This window comes from Arthrobacter sp. UYNi723, assembly GCF_054057635.1.
Genome location: NZ_JBSRZM010000026.1, coordinates 19,432 through 45,265 on the forward strand (window position 1 = coordinate 19,432; position 25,834 = coordinate 45,265).

General features: G+C 60.0%; 22 protein-coding genes and 1 pseudogene. 17 read left to right on the forward strand and 6 right to left on the reverse strand.

Annotation, left to right across the window (positions count from 1 at the left end; all coding sequences use genetic code 11):
• The first annotated feature begins 5 nt into the window (after positions 1 to 5).
• The 11 genes from ACVWY0_RS17650 (at position 6) to ACVWY0_RS17700 (ending at position 13,193) form a co-directional block, all read left to right on the forward strand.
• Complete coding sequence (locus ACVWY0_RS17650) at positions 6 to 626, forward strand: hypothetical protein (protein WP_485837820.1); 621 nt, start codon at positions 6 to 8, stop codon at positions 624 to 626.
• An 18-nt stretch (positions 627 to 644) separates the two neighbouring features.
• On the forward strand, positions 645 to 1,001 hold the full coding sequence (locus tag ACVWY0_RS17655; RefSeq protein WP_160669373.1) for a hypothetical protein: 357 nt from the start codon (positions 645 to 647) through the stop codon (positions 999 to 1,001).
• A 4-nt stretch (positions 1,002 to 1,005) separates the two neighbouring features.
• Positions 1,006 to 2,073 (forward strand): hypothetical protein, encoded by a 1,068-nt coding sequence (locus tag ACVWY0_RS17660; RefSeq protein WP_160679651.1) that lies wholly within the window; start codon positions 1,006 to 1,008, stop codon positions 2,071 to 2,073.
• 40 nt (positions 2,074 to 2,113) lie between these two features.
• Entirely contained in the window at positions 2,114 to 3,763 is a 1,650-nt protein-coding gene (locus ACVWY0_RS17665; protein WP_485837821.1) for an SCO6880 family protein, read from the forward strand.
• The gene (locus ACVWY0_RS17670) at positions 3,760 to 5,283 is read left to right on the forward strand and encodes a conjugal transfer protein TraC (RefSeq protein WP_485837822.1); all 1,524 of its coding nucleotides are present in this window, start codon (positions 3,760 to 3,762) and stop codon (positions 5,281 to 5,283) included. The genes ACVWY0_RS17665 and ACVWY0_RS17670 overlap by 4 nt, the downstream gene beginning before the upstream one ends.
• Complete coding sequence (locus ACVWY0_RS17675) at positions 5,280 to 7,112, forward strand: type IV secretory system conjugative DNA transfer family protein (protein ID WP_485837823.1); 1,833 nt, start codon at positions 5,280 to 5,282, stop codon at positions 7,110 to 7,112. Before ACVWY0_RS17670 ends, ACVWY0_RS17675 begins: the two co-directional genes overlap by 4 nt.
• A gap of 3 nt (positions 7,113 to 7,115) precedes the next feature.
• A complete protein-coding gene (locus ACVWY0_RS17680) occupies positions 7,116 to 7,514 on the forward strand; it encodes a hypothetical protein (protein WP_485837824.1) in 399 nt (132 codons plus the stop codon).
• On the forward strand, positions 7,511 to 7,801 hold the full coding sequence (locus ACVWY0_RS17685; protein WP_485837825.1) for a hypothetical protein: 291 nt from the start codon (positions 7,511 to 7,513) through the stop codon (positions 7,799 to 7,801). The genes ACVWY0_RS17680 and ACVWY0_RS17685 overlap by 4 nt, the downstream gene beginning before the upstream one ends.
• Positions 7,798 to 8,667: a hypothetical protein gene (locus ACVWY0_RS17690; RefSeq protein ID WP_485837826.1), complete on the forward strand. Its 870-nt coding sequence runs from the start codon at positions 7,798 to 7,800 to the stop codon at positions 8,665 to 8,667. Before ACVWY0_RS17685 ends, ACVWY0_RS17690 begins: the two co-directional genes overlap by 4 nt.
• Before the next feature lie 513 nt (positions 8,668 to 9,180).
• Positions 9,181 to 11,199: an ATP-dependent nuclease gene (locus ACVWY0_RS17695; protein ID WP_485837827.1), complete on the forward strand. Its 2,019-nt coding sequence runs from the start codon at positions 9,181 to 9,183 to the stop codon at positions 11,197 to 11,199.
• Between the two features lie 41 nt (positions 11,200 to 11,240).
• A complete protein-coding gene (locus tag ACVWY0_RS17700) occupies positions 11,241 to 13,193 on the forward strand; it encodes a UvrD-helicase domain-containing protein (protein WP_485837828.1) in 1,953 nt (650 codons plus the stop codon).
• Positions 13,194 to 13,258: 65 nt separating this feature from the next.
• Here ACVWY0_RS17700 and ACVWY0_RS17705 read toward each other — a convergent pair whose 3' ends face one another.
• Both ACVWY0_RS17705 and ACVWY0_RS17710 read right to left on the reverse strand, forming a co-directional pair.
• A complete protein-coding gene (locus tag ACVWY0_RS17705) occupies positions 13,259 to 13,741 on the reverse strand; it encodes a recombinase family protein (protein ID WP_485837829.1) in 483 nt (160 codons plus the stop codon).
• Positions 13,742 to 14,377, reverse strand: coding sequence for a hypothetical protein (locus ACVWY0_RS17710; protein ID WP_485837830.1), 636 nt, complete (start codon positions 14,375 to 14,377; stop codon positions 13,742 to 13,744).
• Between the two features lie 891 nt (positions 14,378 to 15,268).
• Here ACVWY0_RS17710 and ACVWY0_RS17715 point away from each other — a divergent pair.
• Positions 15,269 to 15,841 (forward strand): hypothetical protein, encoded by a 573-nt coding sequence (locus tag ACVWY0_RS17715; RefSeq protein ID WP_485837831.1) that lies wholly within the window; start codon positions 15,269 to 15,271, stop codon positions 15,839 to 15,841.
• A 126-nt stretch (positions 15,842 to 15,967) separates the two neighbouring features.
• Here the strand turns inward: ACVWY0_RS17715 and ACVWY0_RS17720 are convergent, their stop codons facing one another.
• Both ACVWY0_RS17720 and ACVWY0_RS17725 read right to left on the reverse strand, forming a co-directional pair.
• Complete coding sequence (locus ACVWY0_RS17720; protein WP_485837832.1) at positions 15,968 to 16,621, reverse strand: hypothetical protein; 654 nt, start codon at positions 16,619 to 16,621, stop codon at positions 15,968 to 15,970.
• Positions 16,622 to 16,891: 270 nt separating this feature from the next.
• Positions 16,892 to 18,130 (reverse strand): SIR2 family protein, encoded by a 1,239-nt coding sequence (locus tag ACVWY0_RS17725; RefSeq protein ID WP_485837833.1) that lies wholly within the window; start codon positions 18,128 to 18,130, stop codon positions 16,892 to 16,894.
• Positions 18,131 to 18,318: 188 nt separating this feature from the next.
• Between ACVWY0_RS17725 and ACVWY0_RS17730 the strand changes: the two genes are divergently transcribed.
• From ACVWY0_RS17730 to ACVWY0_RS17740, 3 genes are all read left to right on the forward strand, one after another.
• Entirely contained in the window at positions 18,319 to 18,900 is a 582-nt protein-coding gene (locus ACVWY0_RS17730) for a DUF6804 family protein (protein ID WP_485837834.1), read from the forward strand.
• Positions 18,901 to 18,970: 70 nt separating this feature from the next.
• Positions 18,971 to 19,390 (forward strand): DUF2510 domain-containing protein, encoded by a 420-nt coding sequence (locus tag ACVWY0_RS17735; protein ID WP_485837835.1) that lies wholly within the window; start codon positions 18,971 to 18,973, stop codon positions 19,388 to 19,390.
• A gap of 226 nt (positions 19,391 to 19,616) precedes the next feature.
• Positions 19,617 to 20,198: a recombinase family protein gene (locus ACVWY0_RS17740; protein WP_485837836.1), complete on the forward strand. Its 582-nt coding sequence runs from the start codon at positions 19,617 to 19,619 to the stop codon at positions 20,196 to 20,198.
• Positions 20,199 to 20,611: 413 nt separating this feature from the next.
• Here the strand turns inward: ACVWY0_RS17740 and ACVWY0_RS17745 are convergent, their stop codons facing one another.
• A complete protein-coding gene (locus tag ACVWY0_RS17745; protein ID WP_485837837.1) occupies positions 20,612 to 21,475 on the reverse strand; it encodes a hypothetical protein in 864 nt (287 codons plus the stop codon).
• A gap of 131 nt (positions 21,476 to 21,606) precedes the next feature.
• Here ACVWY0_RS17745 and ACVWY0_RS17750 point away from each other — a divergent pair.
• A pseudogene (locus ACVWY0_RS17750) lies at positions 21,607 to 22,395 on the forward strand (PDDEXK nuclease domain-containing protein); the annotation flags it as partial.
• Positions 22,396 to 23,524: 1,129 nt separating this feature from the next.
• Here the strand turns inward: ACVWY0_RS17750 and ACVWY0_RS17755 are convergent.
• Positions 23,525 to 24,148 (reverse strand): SHOCT domain-containing protein, encoded by a 624-nt coding sequence (locus tag ACVWY0_RS17755; RefSeq protein ID WP_485837838.1) that lies wholly within the window; start codon positions 24,146 to 24,148, stop codon positions 23,525 to 23,527.
• Between the two features lie 661 nt (positions 24,149 to 24,809).
• Between ACVWY0_RS17755 and ACVWY0_RS17760 the strand changes: the two genes are divergently transcribed.
• A complete protein-coding gene (locus ACVWY0_RS17760; RefSeq protein WP_485837839.1) occupies positions 24,810 to 25,625 on the forward strand; it encodes a hypothetical protein in 816 nt (271 codons plus the stop codon).
• The last annotated feature ends 209 nt before the right edge of the window (positions 25,626 to 25,834 follow it).

Here is a 25,834-nt window from a genome sequence, read left to right on the forward strand (position 1 = left end):
AACCAATGTTTGAAGGCATCGCCACCGGGTTCAGCCAGCTTCCGCTGGCACCGGAACCGGTGAGCCCCGACCAGTCACCGGATTATCTGGCGGGGCTCCGGGATTTCGCGGGACAGTTCCTGACCGGCTGTATCGTGCTGGTCGTCATCTCCGCGATCGTGTCAGTGACCTTGTTCGTGATCGGCAAGATGACGGCTCTTTCCAACGCCCAGGCCAAGTCATTGATGTGGTCCGGCCGTGTCTTCCTCGGTGCCGCGATCATCGGATCCGTCGGCGGCCTGATCTTCTGGGGCTCCGGTCTCGGGAAGTTCAACCTCATGCCTGCCGGGGCACAGCAGCCAACCGTCGAGATCACCAAAAAGCCGGCCAAATCGACGTGCGCAAGCAGGGTTGAACTAGGGGCGGGCCTGTTCAACCAAGATGACATTGCCGGAGCGATGAAGTCGTTGCTCTCCGATGAAGACAGCGAAAAGTACAAGAACACGGGCAGCGTCATCTGGCTGCCAAAGGGACCCCAGTGCACCTCTGAGAACCACGTAGCCGATCCGTGTTCGAAGGTTGAGGTCTATGCCGGGGGATCGCAAATCGAGGTAGCTCCCCGCAACACATCCGAGTGCAAAAACTGATTGAAGGGTATGTATCTGATGAGTGTTTTGACTGAGTTGTTGGTCTCCGTTCCGGCGGAGGGGATTGATCCGAAGGTCACTGCCAATAACACGGCTCCGTGGTTGCCGGTGCTGCGTGATATTGCCGGTGGTGTGATGGTGACGTGCATCGTTTTGCTGGTGATCGTGCTGATTATCGGTGTTGTTCTGCTGGTGGCCGGGAAGCTGGGTTCGATGTCCGGTGCGCAGTCCACGGGCTTCATGATCCTGGTCTGGGGTTTACTGGGCGCCGCGGTGATCGGCTCCGTCAGCGGGCTGGTGTTCTGGGCTACAACGAATTCCCTGGCGCCGGCACCGGTCGCCGCGGCCGCCGGTGCTTTGCTGGGGCTGGGCTGATCCGGTGAGGTTCGCGGCGCTGGCACCGATGGGGCCGGCAGAGGATATCCAGAAGTTTTTCGACGGCGGGATCCAGGGGTTCGCGGCGAGCGTTTTCGATGTGATCAAGGGCGCTTTCAGTTCGACGGACATGAACTCGAACTGGTGGGTCTCTGTGATCGGCGGGACGGTCAACACCCATGTCGGTGGCCAGGTCACCACGGTGGTGTATCCCGGCATGTTGACGCTTTTGGTGCAGGTCATGGCCCCGGTGATGGTCATTCTTGTTGCCGCGCAGGTTGTTGTCAGTCTCTTCCGCTCTTCCACTGTCGGCCTGATCCGGGCCGGCGCCACAGCGGTGTTCGCGATCCCGGCGACCTACATTCTGGCCGGGATCATGTTCACCCTGATCCAGGTGATGGACAACATCTCCGTGTACATCCTGGCTGCCGGGAACAACGACGGCGAGGACGCGGTCACCACCACGGTGCTGGCGTTGTTCGGCCTCTCCTGGGATCCGGCCGCAAAGTCCGTGGTGCTGGATGAGAACTACCAGCAGTGGGCTCTGGCGAAAGACCAGAACAACCCGGGAGCGATTCTCGTCCCGGTCATCCTGATCTTCGTGATCTGGATCATTGCGCTTTTGCTGGCGGCGTTCATGGTGTTCCGGATGCTGGGTTTGATCGTGCTGGCCTCGTTGCTGCCGATCGCGGCGATGAGCCAGCCGCTGGAAGCAGCGAAGGGCATTTTCAAGGGCTTCGGCACGACGGCTCTGGCGTTGCTGATAGCCAAACCATTGTCTGCACTGGTGCTGAAGATGGGGTTCGTGATCTCGGCGACGTCGAACACGACGTTCCAGTTTCTGGCCGGGATCCTGTGCCTGCTCATGGCCGCTGTCATGCCCGTGCTGACGATGAAGTTCATGGCGTTTCTGACCGGCGGGGCAGGGGACGGGATCATCGGCGGCGGCTCCGGGATCGGGTCCGCCGCCGGGCGCCGCTTCGAACGCCACGGCGGCAGTGCATTGCGCAGCACACGGCAAATGAGTTCCAGGATCGCGCGGATGCCGGCCCGGATCGGGCGCGGCAGGTAATGAATACAACCAACGATTTTCGGGGAGAGGTGCTTCGCTGATGAGCGCAGGCGTAGTAATGGAAGAGGAGCTCGGCTGGCACGATGTGCGGTTCGGGCGCGAAACCAAGAGGGGAGTCGTGCTCGGGCTGGAAATGCACCAGCTCATCACCTTCGGTATCGCGATGGTGGCCATCGTGGTCACGGTCCTGGTGTTTGGCTTCCCGCTCGGCTGGCTGATCGGCGGGACCATGCTGCTGATCACCGGGCCGGTGTGCTGCACGAGGTTCCACGGGACCTCCACGCTGCAATGGGGGCTCCGGTGGGTCGGCGGACGGTGGAGCAAGGGCACGGGCCAGGGGAAGTACCTGCGAGCGACCCGGACCGAAACACCGTTGGATCTTGCCCCCGCGCCGGTACACACCCACGGTGCACTCCATGCAGCCCCGGAACCGGATGGGGAGCCTCCGGCCTACCGGTCAACGATCGGCAAGAAGGGCCAGATCGTGCCGGGAACACCGGAGCGGTTCATGTTGCCGGGGGAGCTGAACGAGCTGCTCTGCTATGAGCTGCCCGGCGGGGAAGCGTTCGTCTATGACCCGGTGAACAAGTACGGGATCCTTGCCGCCCAGGTCGAATCCATGAACGCTTTCGCGCTGGAGTCTGAAGACGAGCAGATCAACCGTACCGAGGCTTTCTCGTCCGTTTTGACCGCGCTCTCCACCCAGGAAGGCGTCGAGTACCTGCAGCTGACCGATCAGACGTCGGTGGTGTCCGGGGCGAAGATCCGGGACTACTACAAAACCAAGGGCGCGCAGGCTCCCCGGGTGGTCCGGGACGGGGAACTGGTGCCGCTCTCGGGCGCGAACATCAACTCGTTCGCGTCCCACGCCTATGAGGACCTGGTATCCAACGGGCGCGGCATCATGCACCACGAAGGCTGGGTTGTGGTCGTGTTGAGCCGGAAGAAACTGGAGAAATCGATCACGGCCCACGGCGGCGGGCTCGCCGGGTTCATGAGCCTCGCGGCGGGCACCATTTCCTCGGTGACGGAGTCGCTGACGCCGACAGGGACGATGGTGCGGTTCTGGATGAACGCCCGGGAACTCTCAGCCTGCATCCGGCGCGCAACCGACCCTGCCTCCGCGGTGGAGATATCGGAGCGGACCGGAGCGTTTGCCGGTGTCGCACCGGCCTCTGCCGGGCCGATGGTCATGCTGCCGGAGTGGTCCACGCTCCAGACGGACACGGGCATTCACCGCACCTGGTGGGTTTCGGAGTGGCCACGGAAGAAGGCCAGCCTCGGGTTCATGTCCAAACTGGTGTTCGCCGGTGACTTCCGGCACTCCGTGACCCTCATCGCCAAGCCATACCCGGTCAGTAAGGCCATGAAGGACATCACCACCTCCCTCGCCGATCACGATTCCGGGCTCGATATTCAGCACCGGCTGGGCCGGCCGGTTTCCCGGGCGCAACGGCTGGAAGGAACCGACCTTGAGTTCCGGGAAATGCAGCTCACCGACGGCTTCGGGGCCTTGAAGATCGGCGGCTACGTCACGCTCTCGGCATCGGACGCGACGGAACTGGAAGTGAACAACACCAAACTGCGCAACGCGGCCGCGGCCGCACAGGTGGAGCTCCGGTGCCTATACGGGCAACAGGCCGAAGGCTTCGTCGCCTCGGCCATGCCGCTGGGCAGGGGACTGCTGTGAAGCACATCGGAGGAAAATCGAACCGGCTGTCCGGGCTGGTCCCGGTCCTGCTGGATATCTCCAACGGTTCCCGTCAGGCAAGGGCGCAGCAACGCCTGACCAGGGCCCGTGCCGTCGCGGCTGCGTCGGTTGAGACGGCTGGCGGGGATGACGGCTTTCCGCAGCAGGCATTCCCTACCGGCGGGAAGCAGCGCATCAACAATCTGCGCGGCGGTTTCCGGCTCCGCCAGCGCCCGTTCAGCGAGACGGCGTTTTCCTTTGCGACGGCGTACCCGTTCCTGGCCGGCGCGAACCTGGGACACAAGGGCGCCTACATCGGCGAGGACGTTTACGGCGGCGGGGCGTTCGTGTTTGACCCGTGGGAGCTGTACGAGGCGAAGGTCATCACCGGCATGTCGATGATCCTGATGGGCGCTGTGGGTTCCGGAAAGTCCACGTGCGCGAAGTCCGTGGTCTGCCGCCTGGTGATGCTGGGACGCAAGGCGCTGATCCTCGCGGACCGTAAGGGCGAATGGGATGTTGTCGCGCAGTTCCTGGGCGGCCACACCATCAAGGTCGGCCCGGGCCAGCCGGACCGGGTCAACCCGCTCGATGAGGGCATCCGGCCCTCGGTGACGCCGGACGGGGAGCCGATGACGGATCTGCGCTGGGCGGCGATGGTGCGTGCCAGGCGGTTGAATCTGCTCCAGACCATTGGTGAAATCCTGCTGGACCGTGCCGTGCAGGGCGCCGAACACACAGCCCTGTCAATGGCACTGGATCTCACGGTGGAGTCGGCTGCGCCCGGTGTGCCGACGTTGCCGGGCTTCATTGAGCACCTGCGGCAGATGAGCGTTTCCACCGATGGTTCACGCTCCGTTGCCGAAGCCGCCGAACGGCTTCTGCACGCTTTTTCCCGCTGCACCCAGGGTGATCTGAAGGGCATGTTCGACGGCGAAACGACAGCGAACTTCGACCCTGACCTGCCGATCATCACGGTCAACACCAAGGCCCTGGTCGGCGCATCGAAGGAGGCACGGAAAATCGCCTACGCCTGCACCGGGTCATGGGCTGAATCCATGGTCACCAACTCCGACTCGGGCCAACGGCTCTGCGTCTACGAAGAGGGCTGGGACTCGGTCAGCGACGAGGCATCCCTGACACGGATGATGGAGGCGTGGAAACTCGCCCGTGACTACAACATCTTCAATGTCCTGATCATCCACAAGCTCGGGGACCTGGACATTGCCGGGGATGCCGGATCGAAAATGGCGGCGATGGCCCGGTCCCTGCTGGGCGATACCACGGTGAAAGTCATTTACCGGCAGGAAACAGCCAACCTTGCGGTGACCGAGCGGGAGCTGGGCCTGACCCGGGCCGAGCGGGAGGACGTGAACCGTTCCGCCCAGGGGACAGGGCTCTGGAAGGTCGGCCCCTACCGGACGGTGAGCGTGAAAAACCAGCGCACCACCGCCGAAGTGCCGGTATTCGATACCGACGGCAAAATGCGCTCCAACAGGGGCGGGGAGGCAGCGGCATGAAAGCGATGGATAAAGGGACCCAGATGGCGGTCCTTGCTCTTGGCCTGATCGCACTGGTGCTCTATGGGCTGTACCTGCCGGGGCAGATCGCCGCGTTCTTCCGCTGCGGATCCTTCACCACCCTGCCTTCGATCCTCCAGCCGCTCGGATTCCTGAACCCGTCCAATCCTGCCGACGCTTCCGTCTACGGGGTCACGGCAGCCGGCTGCGGACCGGAGAGCGGGGCAGTCCTGGTGTGGATGGTCCTGCTCGTCGTTCTGGCCGTCGGCGTCGGCGTCGGCGTCGGCGTCTGGAAGCTGGTGCACGACTGGAAACTCTCGGATGAGTACTTCGTCAGGGACGTCATGGGCCGTGACGGGCTGGCCAGGATCAAGGAAATTAAGAACACGGTCGGGGAGAAGAAAATCCTCGAACGCGCCAAAAGCATCCGCCCCACGCTGGCGCGGCCGTCAGTGGAGGACGCATCCATCCGGATCGGGCACGTCCTCTCCCAGGCCGTGCTCGTCTCCTGTGAGGAATCGATCGTTCTGGTCGGCCCGCCCCGGTCAGGTAAGGGGTTCCACCTGCTGATCTCGGCAATCCTGGACGCCCCGGGGTCGTGCATCACCACCTCGACCAGGGCGGATAACTACGCGGCCACCCGTGAGCTGCGCTCCGAGGGCGGGCCGTGCACGTTGTTTGACCCGCAGGGTTTGACAGGTGCGAAGTCGTCGCTGAAGTGGTCACCGATCACCGGGTGTGAGCGGCCAGAGGTCGCTGCCCGCCGGGCCTCGTCGCTGATCGGCTCCTCCGGGTTGGGGAAGTCCGGGTCCAACCAGGAATGGGCCGGCGCTGCGATCTCCATTCTCCAGTCCCTCCTGCACGCCGCAGCCCTCGGCGGGCACAGCGTTGACGAGCTGTACCTGTGGGGGACCGCTCCGACGACCGCGCGGACCGCGCAGAAGATCCTGCTCGAACACCCGGACGCCGCATTCGGCTGGGGCCAGTCGCTGAAGTCCATCCTTGACGGGGACCCGAAGATGCTCGGCAGCCGCTGGTTCGGCGTCGAAGGGGCACTGGCCGGCCTTGCCGTGCCGCTCGTGCGTGAAACCCTGAAACCGGCCGGCCCGGCGGAGGAACTGGTTCCGGCGAAATTCATCAGGGACCGCGGGACGCTGTACCTGATCGGGACGAAGTCCGGCGGCGGGGCCATGGCGCCGTTCCTGATTGCGATGATGGACGAAATCACCGAAACCGCCCGTGAAATGGCCATCCGGCTGCCGGGAAACCGGCTCGATCCGCCGCTGTCGCTGGTGCTGGACGAGATCGCGAACATGTCCAGCTCCTGGCCAGGGCTCGTGACGCTGATGTCGGACGGCGGCGGTTTGGGGATCAGCCCGCTGGTGGTCCTGCAGTCCCTCGCGCAGGCCCGCGGCGGCTGGGGAGCGGAAGAAGCGCAGGCCGTGTTCGACTCGGCGACGGTGAAAATACAGCTCGGCGGTTCGGGCAACGAAAAAGACCTAGAATCGTTCGTCAAGCTCCTCGGCACCAGGGCTGTGGAGGAAGGCTCTGTCACGCACACCTCCGACGGGTATTCCTCCAGCACCTCCAAGCGGGAGAAGGACGTCATGACCGTCTCGGAGCTGCGCCGGCTGCCGTTCGGCTATGGCCTGTTCGTCGGGCGCAACGGCAGGCCTTTCCTGCTGAAAATGACGCGCTGGGTCGACCGGCCCGACGCCCCGCAGATCAAGGCCGGCATCAGGAAGTTCAGCAGCTCACTGCTGGTTGAACTGACCGACTCCACGGCCGCAGGAACGCAAGAGCGCATCAGCGAAGAAGTCCCCGGATAGGCCATGGGTTTCTCTCTGGCCCGGAAGTCCGGGGCCCGGCGCCGCGTCTACACCGGATACCTGCGTTCCGGTGCCTGGGCGTGGCGCCGCACGCGATGGTTCAGGGACTGCCGCGCCGCCGGGGCCGAACCGGCCTGCCAGGTCTGCGGCACAACCCTGGCCGTGGCGGGGACGCTGGATCTGCACCACACCAGCTATGACGGCGTCTACATCAACGACGACGGCAGCTACCGGGCCGAAGAGCCGGACACCGATCTGCTGCCGTATTGCAGGGAACACCACCAGGACTTACACAGGATCCTTGATGAACGACGAGGCGATTACTGGGGCTGGAACCGCCGGCGCGCGACCGCCGTCGTCACCCGGATCCTGACCCGTAAACATCACCAAAGGACACCATGACCGATCCCCGCACCACCACCGGCACCCTGGGGACCTGCTGGCTCTGTGCACAACAAAGCAACCGTATCGAAAGCCACGTCGTTGACCGCGACCACTACGAACTCGCCGGCTGCAACGGAGCCGAAGGAGTCAGTGTCGAGCTCTGCCCGATGTGCCACGTCGCCGTGCACAAATGGATGCGCTCCAACGGCAGGCCCGGCACGCACGCGGCCGCCGACGCCCTCGACGCGATCTTCTACCGATTCAGCAACGCACTGCTGCCCGAACCGCGGAAAGAGGAGCCATGAGTACGAGCACCGAACCGTCAGCAACCGACTGGACCGTCGAGCCGTTCAACGCCGACGAAGACGCCCCGGACACCTGGACGCAAGAGGCCGGCACTCCAGCGGGGGGCGGGGGAGGCGGGCTGCCCGCATTTCTGGACCCGGAGATTGAAGCGGAACTCGGCGCAGGCCCGCCGGAATGGATGGGGATCCGCTGGCGCGAGATCAGTGCCGAACACAAACCTGCTGCGTGGACTGCCTTGCGGCAATGGGTGGACTGGTTCGTCCGCGAGTACCAGCTGAATACCTCCCAGATCACCGAGTGCTGGTTTGAACATTCCGACATCGTCGCGGAGCTCTACGCCGGGATGTGCGCGGAATACAAGATCTGGGAGGAGGGAATGCCGGGCCTTGGCGCGATGACAACGTGGCACCCGCACGTCCAGGCGATGATCGTCCGGCTCGCCGCCATGGTCGATAAAAGGCAATGCCACATCACCGGACACCAGGACGATCCAGCTGACCTGGCTTTCACCTACAACCAGGACCGGTGGGCGCGGATCCGCGACGGTCTGACCGCAACAGTGGAAGTACCGCGCGAAAGGATCAACCGGCGCTGGAGGCCCGTGGCCGTTGCACGTGGCGGGGAAGTCATCACCGGCCGCGAAATTCTTGTTGGCCCTGCCGCCGCAGTGGAGGCCGACCAGATCACCGGCACAACGCTTCTCTCCGGGGCGGCAGCGGACAGCGTGCAGCTACGATACACGGCCCAGGGCGCTGCCGCTGAATCGTATTGGGAACACACCACCGGGCCCGGCGGGGAAGACGGCTGGACACGCCACACGGACCCCGAAGCAGAGACCGGACCTGACACCGCAGACCCTAAGTGACATAGCCGACCGTTGCCCGGGAGGCTCCCAGCATCTTGCCGATGTCGCCGGCACTGATTCCTTTGTCTTTGAGTCCCTCGCCCGGGCGGCAGCCGGATCGTCGATTTTGCGGGGCCTTCCACAGCGGCGGGTGTTCGCCGCTGCCGCCGCGAGTCCTGCCCTGGTGCGCTCGATCATGATGTTGCGCCCCCTGATCGACGCGGGCCAGACGGCCACCCATGCGGTCTGGACCTCGGCATCTCCCTGGCGGCACTGTACCGGCGCATGGGGGAACTTGATGCACGGCACTGGATGGGGTCCCAGAGCTAGCTGACGGGTCGCCGAGGCCAACTTCAGGCGGACGGAACGTAATCCATATTCCGACAGCTGTTCACGAACCAATAGCAAATAGAACGCCGACGTTTTCCCTATCAGGGCAAGTGATCGGCGCAGACCCGCTCCCGCATCGGATTGGGGGATAGTCCATACGATAATTGGGTTGAAGAAATTCTTACTGGGGGGAAGACACCGGAAATGTACTTGTCGGAAATACGTATAGAGAACTTTCGTCAGTTTGGTTCTGGAGCCAAGGCCTGTCTCGTGCCCTTTGGAATGGGTGTCACCGCACTCGTAGGGGAGAACGATTCAGGGAAAACATCGATCATCGATGCCATCCGATACGCCCTTCACACCCGGGATGCTGAATACCTCAAAGTTGTCCCCGAAGACTTCCATGTCGATTCCACTGGTCATGAAGCCACCTATATCAGCATCCGGTGCCAGTTAACCGGTCTGTCGACAGCTGAGCGGGGCTCGTTCGCCGAATACCTGACATTTGAATCCGGCGCAAGCGTGATGTATGTCAACTGGCGGGCGCGCCGGCTAAGTGAATCTCCAGGAAATCGGCGTTGGGTTGACGTTTCCATTACCAGCGGCACTTCGGGGGAAGGGCCCACATTGGATCCCGGTGCGCGACAGCTACTGGCTGCTGCCTATCTTCGCCCACTCCGAGACGCCGCAAGAGAGATGTCCCCGGGTCGCGGTTCCCGCCTATCCCAGATCCTTGGCAGCTTCCCAGAGATATCAGCAGGGGAGAAGTTTGACCCCACGTCTCCGCCCGAAACGCCAGAGAAAGCCGGCGCTCTCAACTTGGCCGGGATGACGGACTATCTTCGTCATCTTGTTAACAAACATTCAGGAATTAACGCCGCACAGACGTCAGTGAATGCAGACTTTCTGACTGAACTGACGCTGGTCGGGTCCGGGATGAACGGCCAAATCAATTTTTCGCAAGGCGGCAGCGAGAGCTCACGACTGCGTCAGATCCTAGAGCGTCTGGAGCTGGTACTTAGGGACGAAGACGGCGCCGGCGGCCGAGGCCCCTATGGGCTAGGTTCAAACAACCTGCTCTTCATGGCGTGCGAGTTGCTGCTCCTAGGAAAAGAAGACGAAGGTCTGCCGTTGCTACTCGTAGAGGAACCAGAGGCGCACCTTCATCCGCAGCGTCAGCTGCGTTTGATGGAGTTTCTGGAGAAGGTCTCGAAACAGTCGACCGATGATCCTGCAATCCGCCCTGTCCAAACTATCGTGACAACCCACAGCCCGAATCTGGCATCAAAAGTGCCCTTGGAGAATATCGTTCTGATGCACGGGAATAGAGCATTTTCTCTCGCTCCTACAGAAACCCTGTTGGAGCCTTCTGATTACCGCTTCCTAGCAAGGTTCCTCGACACCACCAAAGCCAACCTGTTCTTTGCCCAGGGACTCCTTATTGTGGAGGGACACGCCGAAGCGATCCTCCTCCCAACGATTGCCAAGCTAATAGGACTGGATCTGACCAAGCACGGCGTCTCGGTTGTTAATGTCGCCAGCACTGGCCTCCGCAGATACGCCAAAATTTTCCAGCGCCGTGACAAGGCTTCACCGCAACTCAGAATCCCTGTCGCTTGTCTCGCGGACATGGATGTAATGCCCGACTGTGCGCCTGACATCCTTGGTCTGGTTACCGGACCGGAGGACCCAAAATGGGCCAGCACATCACGCCGGTGGAAAATAAAGAGCGACTTTCAGGGTGAGAGTCTGGTCTCCCACAAAGAGAACTTGAAATCAGGAGATGGTCAAAACATCCGAACGTTCGTCGCGGATGAGTGGACTTTTGAATATGCTTTGGCCCATGCCGGTTTGGCCCAGGTGGTTCTAATGGCTGCGCGTCTGGCCATCTCCGACGAAAAACTGAATCAGGAACGGGCTGATCCTGAAACTGTCAAGCAGGCTGCCCGGGACGAATACATCCGGATGGAGGCCTCCGGTGAGGATCAGGATCAGGTTTGCTCTCGGATATATTCGCTGTTCGGCAGTGGCAGCAACAAAGCGTCCAAAGCGATAGCAGCCCAATATATGGCCGAGTTGCTCACGGAAGCCGTGCATTCAGGGAAGACCACGCCCGAGGATCTGAAGCGAGTCCTCCCCGCCTATGTGCGGAAGGCCCTGGCGTATGTGACCGCTCCTTTGCCCGTAGAGGTAAAAACGGCTGAGAAGGTAGCCGCGCCGTGATGCCGCCGGTTCGGGGGGTCACTGACGAAGATATCGCATGGGTGTCTGATCTCATGGGTCTGGAGAACATCGTTGACGGCAGACGTGAGTTCCTTCGGTCTTTGTCATCCGTCGACGTCACGGCGTGCCCCGGCAGCGGCAAGACCACCTTGCTAGTGGCCAAGCTCGGCATTCTGGGTAAGAACTGGAACACGCCAACCGCCGGGGTTTGCGTTCTCAGCCATACAAACGTCGCCAAAGACGAAATCTCGGACAGGCTTGGCGGCACGGAAGTCGGAGCTGCCCTACTGCGGTATCCAAACTACATCGATACCATCCATGGGTTTACCAACCGGTTTTTAACCACACCCTTCCTGCTCTCTGCTGGGCACCGGGTTACAACAATCGATGATGAGGCGACCGGCACCATGCGGTGGCAGGCACTGCCTCCAGGTGATGCAAGAACTCTGGAATCCTGGCTGAATCGGACCAAGCGGTCTATTGCAGCCCTCAGAATATCTTCACTCGACTTGGACAACCCCCTGTCGGGCCAAGATATTGGTGCGGGACCAAACTCAAGAATGCATCAGCTTGCCACGAAGGCGCTCAGCACCGCTGCCAGAGCAGGCTTTTTTTGCCACGACGAAATTCTCACGCTCGGATACCTCTTTGCCCAATCTGCACCGTCGGTCACTGGTGCACTGAGAACCAGATTCCCAGTGGTTCTAGTCGACGAAATGCAGGACACGTCTCAAGAACAAAACCAGGTCATTCAGGAAGTGTTCCAGGGCGGTGGAGGGACCAGTATTGTCCAGCGTGTGGGCGACCTTAACCAGGCCATATACGGGGGCGTTGAAGGCCAGGTTGGACTGGGCTTTCCGGCATCCGGTGTTCAGACATTGAGTCTTGATAACAGCTACAGATTTGATGATTCGATTGCAAAACTGGTGAACGGGCTCGCGGTGTCGCCAGTCCTACCGGACGGTCTCCGTGGCGTGGCCAAGCCACAACGCAAGATCCATCAGGGCGCCCACAAGATTTTTGTATTCCCTGACGATGATCCGTCGGGAGTTCTGGATGCCTTCGGAAAGCACGTCGTTTCGGTTCTGCCTCCTGAAAGAATCGCTGGGGCAAAAGTCTGTGCGGTCGGAGGGGTTAACCGCTCATACCCCGAGATTGGTCCGGGACACCGCCACTTCCCCAAATCCGTCTCCCACTACTGGGGCGATTATCAGACCAACGCCACGAAAAAATCTTACCGGCCGCGTCGGCTCACAGAATATTTCGTCCTAGCGGGCGCCGAATTGAAGACATCTGCAGCGAGCCATCAAGCAGTCAATGTCATTGCCAACGGCTTGTCACGGCTTGCCAATATCATGTCATCACAGCAGGTGGTCGGAACCAATAGAAGGCAACACCTGTACCTGACACAGCTTCTGGGTGGCCATCCAGAAGCACTCCACCAGTATCAGGCCGTTGTCGCCTTTGTCTTGTCGGGCGGCACATTCGATAGCCAGGAAACCTGGAATTCTTGGGTTCCCGCCTTCTTAGCGATATCCGGTGGGCTTGGCACCGACCCTGTCAGCCAACTGGCGGAGTCGTATCTGACATGGCAGCCCCATGAACTCAACAGTGTTACAGGAAGTCTGTTACCCAGCACTGACGGTGCGTTGAATACTTACCGATACCGGGATGAGGATAAACGCAACATGCTGGATATTCAGCTTGGTTCCATACATTCGGTCAAGGGCGAAACCCATGCTGCCACGCTCTTGCTGGAGACTTTCTACTACGAGCACCATGTGGCCCACCTAGTGCCATGGCTGATCCGGCAGGGCAAGTACTCGACTACTTCGCCGATACCGGACAAAACTGCAACGTTCATGCGCTGGGCGTACGTGGCATTGAGTCGGCCGACCCATGTTGCGTGTATCGCCGTACCTGAGCGTTCGTTTAGTACAGCGGCTGACACCGAGCAACTCGCTGCCGTCGGATGGGCGGTGGAACGGATATGAGCGAACTGGGTTGACCCGCTAAAAGTCGCCTGCACCAACCACCACGGACGCTGGGAGCCGTTTTCTTAGGCGTTCTGCTGGTTCTCGGCCGTCAGCGTCTCCGGTGGCCGGGGCGGCAGGTGGCGGTAGAGGCTGGAGCGGGTGATGCCGGTGGCCTGGACAATCTCCGAGATTGAGAGCCCCTGGTCACGAAGGTGTGCGGCGTAGGCAAGTTTCGTTGGCTCAACCACGCTGGGCCGGCCGATTCTTTTGCCCTTGCCGGCAGCAACGGCACGCGCGTGGGCTGCGCGTTCGATCGCGTAGGTTCGTTCCATTTGGCCGAAGAGCGCGAGCATCACTACTGCCAGCTGCGACATGGGATCCTCCGGATTGGCAGAATCAACCCGGATCGGATCCGCCAGGTTCCGCACCCCCACGCCGCGGTCAGCAAGGTCGTGGATCAGATTCAGGGTATCCCGGACCGTGCGGCCCAACCGGTCCAAGGTGTGCACCACGATCACATCCCCCTCGCGGGCCCGAGCGCGGGACACGCGGCTCTGCTCACGCACTCATCGACTGGGGGCAGACCTCCGAGATTCCCGCTCCAGCTCGTCAGCGGCTGCCTTCACTTTGAAATACCGGTACGCGTTTCTGGCGCATCCGATTACACCCCAGAGGATGGCGCCAGTGAAGGCGACGTAGGTGCCGCCGATCGTCGACGCTGAAGAGTATCCGGCAATGGTGAGGAAGACGCCGACCGTGAAGATTGCCGCGTGCACCCACGCCCAGGTTGCCAGCTTCCGTGCAGCCCGTTTGTAGTTCGTGAGCATTTCCTGGGCTCCTCCCCAAACAGATGGCGGAGACGGCTGACGGGTCTGAGCGGCTTGAGGGCTTTGCGGTCGCGGTTTGGGTGTTGATCGTCCGGGATTCGGCTGTGGAGCGGGCGAATCACGGGAGATGGTCGTCTCCTCGGTTTGAGTGGAGGCGTTCAGAACATCCGTAATCCGTCGGGACGCCGTTCCGGCGAAGGCGTCCCTGCAATCGAGGATCATCCTCGATTGCGCGATGGCCGCATGCCACTCGGCCGAGCCCCACGGAAGACTGTGCACCCAATCGCGGGCGTCGTCGATGAGCCTACTGAACACGCGGTCCCGCGCGGTGCCGATGGCCTTATGCGCCATTTCGGTGTACTTGAGATTCGCCACGGTCGGGACCGTCTTCGTCTCAGCTGCAATTCCGGCGATCCTCCAGGCAATTGAGTCGGCCGCGCTTTGAGCAGTCGTGGCCAGATCTTCGCGTGTGACTTCCGAGGGGTGCCCGAGATTGATGTCCTCGTCCAGTGGGATGGGCCTCATCCGCAACGAGCTTTCAATTGAGAATGACCAGAGGGGCGGCGGTTTCGGCCACTGTGCGTCGGGGCTCCATCCTGACGGAGGCATCCATCCCTGGGGCATGCGGGGCCAGCCCGGCGGCGTATTGAAAACTTTTATGCTGAAGCCCTCATGTCCTGTTGTCGCGGTCTGGCAAACAGATTCAACCACAGCGGCCCTCGGAAGCGGAACCAGACATGCGTCTTGCGGGTCTCGTGCTCTACGGGGTCGCTTCAGAAGACGAAATTGTACGCTAAGACCTCGCCGAGGCACGTAACCACCGGCCAGCAGCTTATCGATGAAAATTGACCAGAGTCCGTCCGTAGGGGGAACCCTCGGCGGGCCGCGGCAGAAGATTTCAGTCGGCCACATTCAGCGGCAGCGGCTGGCCGTTGTGCTCAATGAGCCAGTCGCGTGTTTCCGCATCGACGAGAGGCCACCACTCGAGGATGTTCATCGACGAAGTATTGCACCGACGAAGTCGTGCGTACAGATTCCGTCGTGGGACGAACTCCGGCGGAGGCACCGGCTAACGAGCGCAGCTTCCCCTGTTAGCGACGCTGCAGAGGTGTCCCGTTGAGGATCCTCTAACGGGCTTTCAGGCGATCAGGGCGGGTATCTTAAATATTGAACTCGCCGGCATGGTCGAAAACGATGGTTCTCAATTATTTTCGAGATCCATGATTGGGGGTCGACAGCGCATGCACATCAATAGATACTCGGCAGATGAGTGCCGAGTATCTTCCCTGGTTGGTAGGTCTTCTTGGGGGTGTAGGTGCCACTCTCGTTGGCACGCTGGGTACTGGGTGGTTCTCGCAGAGAGAGTCCAAGAAGGCTGCTGCTGCTGCAGCACGAGCCGCAATAGCTCGACATGAGCAGGAGCGCGATCTCGCGCACGAGCAGTGGCTGCGTGACCAGAAGCAACGCATTTATGGGGACTTCATCACCATGGCTGAGGGTGTCCGCCTGAAGACATTGGACCCCAGATTCACGATCATGGACGAAGATCTCTCCTCCATGCTTGTCGCAAGGACGCGGCTTCGCTTGACCGCTTCCGTTCCAGTTCGCCGGAGTGCTGCAGAAGTTACCAATGCCTTGTTGGCCCTCGCCCGAGACTCTAAGAACCGGAACTCAGATGGACAGCGCCAGTATTTGAAACAGCTTGACTGGTTCATTGGTGCTGCTCGTGAAGACCTTGGCACCTCAACTGACGAAGACGGTCAGTTGTTCAGCGAGGCATCCCTGCGAAGCCATAAGTTCCTGGACAACTACGTTGCAGATGGACCACTCACGCCTTGAGCTGGGCTCAACTGACCCTCGAGTTGATCAAGTTTTTCGCGCCGGTAAGCAGCTTGCAGTTGAAGTTACGACCTGATTGGTGTGGTACGGCGTCTGCACCTGTCGAACGGCGCCAAGAGCGCTCCCTTACTGCGGACCTTCGGTTAAAGGTGCACCTTTCCCCTCTCCCTGTTTTGAGTGGTTTTGGATGTAGGACTCGTAAGAAGGCCTAGATTCTAGCCATGGCCAACCCTTATCAAGTCGAGCTGTGTCCCCATGGCTTACAAGCCCGAGATCAGACCTCATTTCGTTACGTAGGACGTGAATGAGATCTTGGGATTGGAACCACATCGGGTAGTAGGCGGTGAATGCCCGTCGAAGCTCGAGGAAGGTCGTCATTTCCATCAAGGCCCCTGACACTCGATCGGCCAGGTCTGCCACTTTCTTCGATGCGACGAGTTGAAGCTCCCCGAGTGACGGCTGTAGCTCGTCCTCCCAGGTCGCGATGTAACCGGTCAGCCCCTCGGATATGAATCGGTCATCCTCTGCCTCGATCGTCTTCTTTCCGTCGTAAGACAAGAAGACGGCTATAGCGTCGACTTCTCGCTGCATCACCTCAGCCAAAGCCAAGTACTTCACATATACCGCTCGTCTGTCCGCTAGCCACTGGCGGTCGACCTCGGCTTGGTGGCGGCGATTTTCTCCACGTCGTGCAAAAACGCCTGCGAGAACGGCGCCGACTACGCCAGCCGCAAGAGTGAAGCTTCCCGTAAGGATAGCCGTCACAAGTTGGGGGTCCATGCCGCCAACCCTAGCTCCCCGTGTGTGAATTAATTTCTTTCGTTCAGGTTTCGTCCCCTTGCATAGTGCCCGCCGTTCAAACCGCTTGCGCGAGGAGCGGCCCGCTGAGGGAGCGAGATTCGGGAGCGACGTCCGTAAGCCGGTCGTCCACCGGACGTCCCGACGCTACCCTTGGGCCCTCTTCACATGTCAGTTTCAGAAGTCGTCTGCACGGCGTATCAGAAGTCGTGTGCACAAAGCCGTTCGAGTTCATTGGCGATGCCTCTAGGGTCATACCCTATGGCGGTAAGCCAGCGGCTGGGGTGCCCAGTGGGTCTTTGAAGAGTCCCGGCTGAAATCGCCCCGATTGAGTTCGAGTGTAGGAATTTCTTCAACAGCAAGGGCTCCCGCTGCTGTCTGCGCATCCTGCGCCTCCCCAGAGCAGCGCCTATGTCGTTTCTGACCGTTGACTTCAACCCAGGGAACGTTGGCCCCGGAAATGTAATCAGTGCCCCATCGGACAAGATCACCGCAGAGCGCATTTACATAGTCCTCGACAGCGTTGTTGCCAGTGAAGCGGTTGAGGGAAGTGTGGCCAGTGGAGATTTCTTCGACTGTGTCTGCCGCTCGGTGTGATCTATCGACGACGGTAATAGGAACGTTAGGAAGGGATCCCGAAAAAAACTGTCTGGTGGCAAGGTCTGTTGCCGGAAACGAATAACCAATGATCGTGACATGTGACGCTCTGGCCAGCGACGCGGCGGCATTGCGCCATTGGGCGCGAAGGCCGGCGTTTGAGTAGAAGGCGTTCTTCGTCCCGGTCGGGGGGACGATCATGGGCTGCAAGTCGTCGAACATACCCTTGTTTCGTGGTGAGTCATCCGCCTTCGTTTCGGGCGACCAGCCTTGGCCCGATCGCAGAAGGCACATCACGTCGCTGCTTGGTGCATGAAGTCCTCCATACCCCCAGTTGGTAGAACCGTGGAGCTTCAGGAGTTCAAGGGTGGGCCCAGGCGGATTCATCACCCCATAGCTCAGCCCGGCAGATGCCCCTAACTGTCTGGATATAAGGGGAACCCGGTAAACGTCTGCCCATTCAGCAACGAGTCCCATTGCAGTGAGTGCTCGTTCGACCAAGACGTCGTAGTTGAATGTCACCACCGTCGCCGAATCAGCACACCAGGACGCCACCAACCGACTGAGCCAGCTAGGCAAGGGCGCCTCAAGGGCCTCTTGCTCGATTTCCCGAATACATTCGCTGACCGCGGTGCTGGCTCGCATGAACATCACGCGGTTGGAGAGGTTCTCAATATCGGTGAGCCAAGGCTGATCTACAGACAGAAACGAGAGCCACTGTTCCAGATCGTTCCCGTAGGGAATTAGCTCGGACGGATCCACATCCAATCGATCCAAGACGCGCGGGCGAAGCTCGGCGAGAGTAGGCATGAGGCTGTTAATGGCTTTAGAGAATCCTGCGCCGAGCAGCACGAACGGTGCCGTGCCAGCCTCTTGATGAGTGGTTGGGGACATTTCTCCAAACTAGTCTGAGCTGGCGCGCTAAGGGTGTAACCGCGGCCGCTAAGACCAATTCGTCCCAGCTCCTTGGAAGTAGGACACCCAAGGCCAGCCTCCTGTCATTTTTCGGGTCCGTCTTCACGAGTGAATGTGGTAACTCTGATTAGGCCCCGATGAAATCAACTCCAGCGGAAGGTCGCGAAATGACCCAGCCTCCAGCAGGGTGGTATGCCAACCCTGAGAAGCTCAACCAGAATCGCTGGTGGGACGGAAACCATTGGACGGAACATGTTCAGAATGTTCCAACGCAGGCACAAAGTGCCGCAGTACCCCCGCAGTCGGCCTCCACGCAGTCGGAGCCAGTGGAGTTCAGCCCGTACCTTCACACGCGAGAGCGATATCCTTTCGCCAAAGGCTTCAGCGAGCAGCAGTTGGATAATGTCCCGCTGATCACCGTGTACCCGGCAGTTATCCCTTCGGTTATTGGCGCGTTCTTCCTCTTGGTGGGCTTTCTCGGGGCGTCATACGAGTTTTATGTAGTGCTGCGGTGGGCCGTTACCTCGATGGCCATCTGGATGTGCACGATCGCGAGCGGACAGAAGCGAACTGTCTGGGTCGTCGCCTTCACCGGTATGGCACTGCTATTCAACCCCTTCATTCCCATAAGCATGACCCGGGAGTCCTGGGTTGTTCCCGACGTCATCGGTGGAGTCCTTTTCGCAACGGCGGGAGGAAAACTACGAGCCTCCCGTCCAGCGACTCACAATGACAAGCGGTCCTTTTAACCCTGCTGCAGCAGGGAGTGTGGTAACTCTAATCAGGCGATCCAAATCAACTTCAGCAGAAGGCCGCACCATGACCCAACCTCCGGCAGGGTGGTATTCCAACCCTGAGAACCTCAACCAAATTCGTTGGTGGGATGGAAGCCATTGGACGGAACACGTCCAGGCTGCTTCAACACCCGGCCCCGAAATTGCTATGCCAGGTCGTGTCGGTTCCGCCGATCTGGCGGTCGCACAACGCTCTTCAGGAAGTGGAGTCAGTGCGGCGTCAGGTACGGCCTTTGGTCTGGGAATTGCGGCGTTCTTCTTGTTTGGATTTCCTGTTCTTGGGCCGCTCATCTGCGTGGCCGCCATCGTCGTATCTACGACCGCTTTGGTTCGCCGCCGGCCTGGAGCCTCTAGGAAAGATAAGGTCTTTGCCATTGTCGGACTAGTTCTGGGCGTTATCTACACGCTCATGGCCCTAATTTGGGCAGCTACGGGACGAATGTAAGGTCAGGCAATGACCAGTCATGGCTCTCAAAAACGAAGGATTTCAAGAACAGGTTGATTTGAGAATCGTGGTGTTCGTGGCGGGCGGCTGCGAAGGGGCGTCTTTCTGCGGAAAACCGCCGTGCAGACGAAAAGCCGGGCTCAGGGCCCGTTGTTCTCACAAATAGTTCTCGAAACGGTACAGTCGAAGCAACGCCCCGGATTGAGTTTTGAGAAGAGAACACTCCATGACCACCCACCGCATCGGCTACGCCCGGGTCTCCACCCGGGACCAGAACCTGGACCTACAGATCAGCGCCCTGAAGAAGGCCGGATGCGACAAAATCTACGAAGACACGATCAGCGGAACCACGTCCCAACGCCCCGGACTCGACCAGGCGCTGGAGACCCTGCGCGACGGTGACACTCTGGTGGTGTGGAAGCTGGACCGCCTGGGCCGGAGCGTGAAAGACCTCCTGGCCTTCGCAGGCGGTCTGAATGACCGCGGCGTAGGCTTCGTCAGCATCACCGATGCAATCGATACCACTACGGTCTCCGGGCGCTTCTTCTTCAACGTAATGGCATCCCTGGCCCAGATGGAACGGGAGCTCATGGTCGAACGCACCCAGGCCGGACTCCGGGCCGCGCGGGAACAGGGACGAGTAGGCGGCCGCAAACGCATCATGACGGAAGCCAAGATCCGCTCAGCCCGCAAACTCCTCAACCAGGGAACCCCGCCCCGGGAAGTGGCCAACAGTCTCGGCGTCTCCGTGCCGACGCTCTACCGGTGGGTCCCGGCCGCCGGCACTGTTGTGGCTTCAAAGCGGTAGTTCCCGCAGGTTGGTGCGGGCAACTTCTAAAAAGTGATGTTTGGTGCAGAGGACTAATGAGCGGAATGCGGTTCCGTGCACGGGACTTCTGACATTTCCGTGTCAGCACTCGTCTGCACAAGCCCCGTAATTCCGCGGAATGCAGTGCAGACGACTTCTGAAACTGACAGCCAGGGCGTCCAGCTGCCGGGTCAGATCCTGCCTCGCCGTCGATACCCTCGCATATCCAATGTCCATGCCCGAACCGTACCGAATGTTGAAGATGTGACGGGTCATTGTTGCAGGACTTGTGGGATAACAAACGGGACAGCCAGGTTACGCGGCATCCCGCGGATCCTGAGCAGTGGAGGAGTGCCCCATCGGTTGTGTCCCGGTTCCAAGGAAACGGGACGGCACTCAATCGGTCCAAACGCCTACTCATGGGTACGTTTTGAAGCTGGTGTTGCAAAGATCGTTATTCGCGCTCCAGGCGGTGCAGGGATCCGCCCTTGATGGAATGAACCCAGCAGCTCTTCAATCGCATGCTGCCCCCACTGCAGAATAGCCAAAGTTCTCTCCGGTCCCATCGTCCTGCCAGTAAGGACGCCGCCGCCTTCCATGGTGTGTGTGTACAAGAAATCGTGGAAGAACTGCGGAGCCCAGGAAAAGCCATGTGCAAACCCAGAACACAGCTGCCATCGCGAGAAGAACAGGGTCCCGCGGGCCTTATCGACTTGCTGCAATGCGTCCGTACGGTTAAGGGAGGCCGTTACAAGGGATTTTTTTATCCCGAGAAAAGACGTACTGGCAGACAGAGTTTTTGCTTGCTGTTCGAAATTCCTTGCGGAGTCAATCGCTTCTTCCTTCACCTTTGCCGGCACCGTGGGGTCCCGTGAAATGTGTGTGAAGTACTTCTTGGCATTGATCAGTGAGTCGTGTGCAACTCTTAGTCCTCGTTCTTGGCGGCCAGACCGCCCAGTTCCAGTCAGGACCCACATTCCCACCCCGGCCAGTTCTATCGAACCTCGCACGAGGGTAGGAACGCCGACTGGGCTTGGGCGCCCCGCTTCAGTGACTAATGCGAAGGCTGACGCTAGATCGTCAACGGCAGAGTCCAGGAGCGAGCGGACGACTGCCGCAACGGAAGTACCTTCGGGCATGCCTTGTTGATCTAGGGCCAGGAGACTTTTGGAATCTAACGGGTAGGAGTGCTTATTTGCTGACTGCCGCTGTGCTTCTTGGATCCAGAAGCCAAGTTTCTCCCAGTCCGGCGAGGAGAGTTCCGGTTCGATTGACATCCTCGTAGTGTGCCAGAACCATAGTTCTCTCGGGCTCCCGTCGGACCCCGAGAGAACTAAGGAAATGGGACGACCGAGTTGAGGGACGTTGGTGCATGTACCTGTCTGACCTGCTGGATAGGATCGAGGGCATGGCATCCACCCGAGATCTTGCGCTCCCCGCCGACTACACTGACCTGCTCGGCGAGCTCAAGAATCGGGTCCGGGCCGCGCGTAACACGGCACTGCGGACAGTCAACACCCAGCTCATCGAGCTGTACTGGTCCATCGGCCGGACGATCCTGGAACGTCAGGAGGTCGAGAGTTGGGGGAGCGGGGTCATCGGAAGGCTAGCGGATGATCTCAGGGCGGAGTTCCCCGAGATGAAAGGCCTTTCGCGTTCAAATCTTTTCTACATGCGCGGGTTCGCCGCAGCCTGGCCCGACCCAATTGTCCAACAGCCTGTTGGACAATTGCCCTGGGGCCACATCACCGTGCTGCTGGACAAGCTCGACCGCCCAGATGACCGAGCCTGGTACGCAACTGCCGCCGTCGAATATGGCTGGTCCCGAAATGTTCTGCTGAACATGATCATGAACAAAACCCTGGAGCGCACCGGCGCAGCACCGTCGAACTTTGTCCAACGGCTTGTTGGACCAGACTCGGAACTCGCACAGCAAGTTGCCAAAGATCCCTACAACTTCGAGTTCTTGGGCCTGTCCGGCGAAGTGGCTGAGCGCGACCTGGAGAACGCCCTGACCAGCAGAATCACCGAAACGCTGCGCGAACTCGGTCCGGGCTTCTCCTTCGTCGGCCGGCAGGTGCACTTCGACGTCGACGGCGACGACTTCTATGTCGACATGCTATTTTTCAACATTGACCAGTCCCGATACGTGGTTGTAGAGCTCAAGACTGGCAAGTTTCAGCCTGAATGGGCCGGTTATGCGCAGCGAGAAGTTATGCCAAAGTCTTCGTTCGTACTGGCGTGTTGACGGCCACTCGTTGAAAGGGTTCTTGGCATAACGCCCTGGCTGTGTTGGTGAGTTTCAGGAGCGTTTGGCGTCGACTTTCAGAAGTGGCTGTGCGGGGGTTCCACGGTCCAATGCCAGCGAGAGCCGCCATCACAAGGCGTCAGCAATGATCGCTGTTGAACCCATGCAAGTTCGAGCTGGACGCACGATAAGGGTTCCTCATTCGGGCACTTGAGCGCCAGATGGGGCACCCGGCTACGCGCGGGAGGCCGCGTTCACGGTGACTGTTCAAACCCCAGGGGACACGATCGTGAGTTCCCCTCTGCTCAAAAGCGCAGCCACGCAGTCTGCCACGCGGAGGGCATCTGCTTCAGATGCTCCTGCCTTCAGCCGAAATCCAAGTTTGGAGGACGGCATGTCCGCGCTTTGCACAGCTAATTCCACGCTGGGCTCGTCTTCGCACCCAGCTAGAGACGAATAGACAGGGTAGCTTACGCCCACGCCCCATCGGTCGTCGGCAGAAGCAGTACGCGGGTAATCCGTTGGATCAGAGGGAGCAACGCAGGCTGCCAGCAACATAACGAGCACCGGCGCCAAAGCTCGCTTTCGCATTGCCGCCCCCTAAAACTGTTGTTTTCGCATTGATCATGGCATTTGACCGACTCTGTGGGAAGGCGCGGCAGATCATCCACCGAGTAGATGGTGGGGCGCCCGGTGGAGGATCGGCGAACGGGGCGCCAGGTGCGACATTTAGCGCTGCGAAAACACCGCCACTTATCGCTGCAATTCACAATGCTGGGGACCGGTCGGAGCCCGAGGGCATCCGCGGCTCGTCCCGGCAAAGGATCGTTTGCTGAGAAGGCACCGTGGCGAAGTGGCCCGTGTCCAGCAATCGGCAACTGAGGATGCCCCGTCGAGCTGCCCCTCAGTGGCTCCTCGAACGGCACATGGTCAGCAAACCGTCGCCCACTGATGGGTGTTAGTTCCGCTTCCATGCCAGTCTGCAATCGAACATTATTTGCCTTGGAACTCCCAGCCAGCGCACCGAGGGTGATTGACGCGAAAAGTGCGTTGGGCCGGAACGTGCTGATAGACCTAGTTACCCTCGGCTGAGGAGCTTCTCCTTCTGCCGGGCGAACTCATCCTGCGTGAGGACACCACGCTCAAGCAGCCGTGCGAGTTGCTCCAATTCATCGGCAGTAGTGCTTGGTCTGGAACCGGTCGATTGGCGACGCCCTAGTACTGTTTGCAGCACGAGGCCGAGGACAAAGACAGATCCGCCGAAACCAATGATGCCCCAGTAGATCACCGATTGCTGTCCGGCAACTGCTCGGCACTCGTCGGAGTAGTTCGACATCCTTCCGCTCATTGCGCTGGCGATGTCGGCGCCGGCAGCTGACGTCTGCTGCGTGAAGGCCCCTTCACAGTACGGTCCCACGCTTACTGTGTACCCGAGGAAGATGCCGATACCGATAATCGCGGGCCCCAGCAACAGCGGCCAGATGGGGGTTGGCCGGGCACGGTCTGGCCGCTGTGCGGCCATGGCCGGTGCCCCCGCAGTCTCAGAGCGGTTCCGGTAGGAGATTGCTTCCCTTCTTCTGGTGACAAGCAACCACACAAGGCCGATCGCGAAGAGTGCTAGGCCGACGACGATGACAGCCGTCCAGATGGGTGCGTATTGTTTCGCATTAGCACGGCAGGCCGTGAGGGTGGCCGTGACCACCCCTCTAGCTCCCTCTTCTAGTGACGCTTTCTGGGGTGCGAAAGCGCCGGAGCAGTAGAGCCCCACTGGCAGCAGATAACCACAAGCGGTACCTACGGCTGCAACAACCAGCCCTAATGCAGTCAGTATGAAGCGAGGCTTGAACATCGGTCCCCCTGTGATCGGTGAAGGTCTCTGCAGAGCATATGCCCACGGCGTTGCTTCCGTGTCTCTGCTTGGCTGTATCCGCGGCATGGAAAGCTTCGCAATTGCCGCACGAGTGCCGACATTCCGTGCAGACAACTTCGGAAACTCACGTCGGGAGGCTTGCCGGGTGATAATCAGAAACGGTCGCTATCTGCGCTCGTACTATGCAGGGAGCAGCCAAGGGAGTCGAATGTCGGCTCTAGAATTTGGTCCATGAATAAGCGGAGCGACAACCCCCATTACCGAGTCCAAGATGGCTGCCGGTTACGGGCTTCGTATGGGCACAAGTCGGGTAGCTCCTGATCGACACGCTGGACAAGCGGGACAAAGACGACTGGGATCCAGACCTGGCCGAGTAGGCAGGAGTAACCGGCCTAGGAGCGCCCCTGCGGGCAGTTGTCATCGTTGAACGGTAACTTTGACACTGATCCGCTGCCTTTTTCGGTTGCTGGACAGACTCACGTGAGGGGCGCTTGTGGACGACCATTGGGCAAATCCCGCCGGCAGGCTTTGGGAATTTCTGAACTACATGACCGAGCAACGCAGTAATCAGGTGCAACTTCTGAGCGCGTGCGCGGAGTACCTGAGCGTCCCGCCTGTTCTGAGCAAGGATCTGTACGAGGGTCTGGGCGCATTGGTGGCTTTGCCCGATGAAATCGAACTGGCGCTTGACTCTTATGACGCTCATTTGCCGAAAGAATATCTGCTTCGTTCCCTCCCCGAAGCCCGTGGCGCCTTGGCCCACCTCTCGAGCCTGCACACCGGAACTGACGCGTTCTGCGCTCAGTACAACAATGCGACCCTCTTGGGTCTGGAAGGATGCAGCTACTCTCTTTCATCCCTCAAACGGGAGACTCCGGTAGAGGCGGAGACACTGAGCGAAGTCCAGAAGCTGGCACAGGCGATCCTGGACATCCTTGCAGCAGATGAAGACCTAGATGAGCAGGTCAAAGCGGTTATCTTTGACCACACAGAATCCATCCTCTTAGCCTCCAACAAGGTGCGCGTGCGCGGCGCCGCTGCTCTACTCGACGAACGGGACCGGGTCATCGGATCACTCATCCGGAATCCAGAAATGGCTGGGCTGGTCGGGAAGACCTCAGCTGGTCGAAATCTCTTCGACCTCCTCACAAAGATCACGATCGCGCTCACGCTTGTTTCCGCTCCGGCCGCAATTGCTGCCGACACTCTCACTATCCTTTCGTTGACCACGACATCCGCTGATGTCTCGAATCAGGTTTCGGACCTCATACTTCCGCAGGAACAAAACAAAACAGCTCCCTCCAAGTAGGACTCTGTGCAGATGCACAGGACTATGTCATAAACGGTGTATCCGGCGGTTTCTTTTAGTAGCTTTCAACTTCCAAGCTTCCTGAGCTTGCCTTCCGTACTTATTCATTGGGATCTTGGGCCAGGACCGGCAGAAGCCTCGCAACGGTGACGTGGTGTTTCCCCATGGCGACGGCAAGTGTGCGGCAGCCGACGTCCAAAACGTCAGCT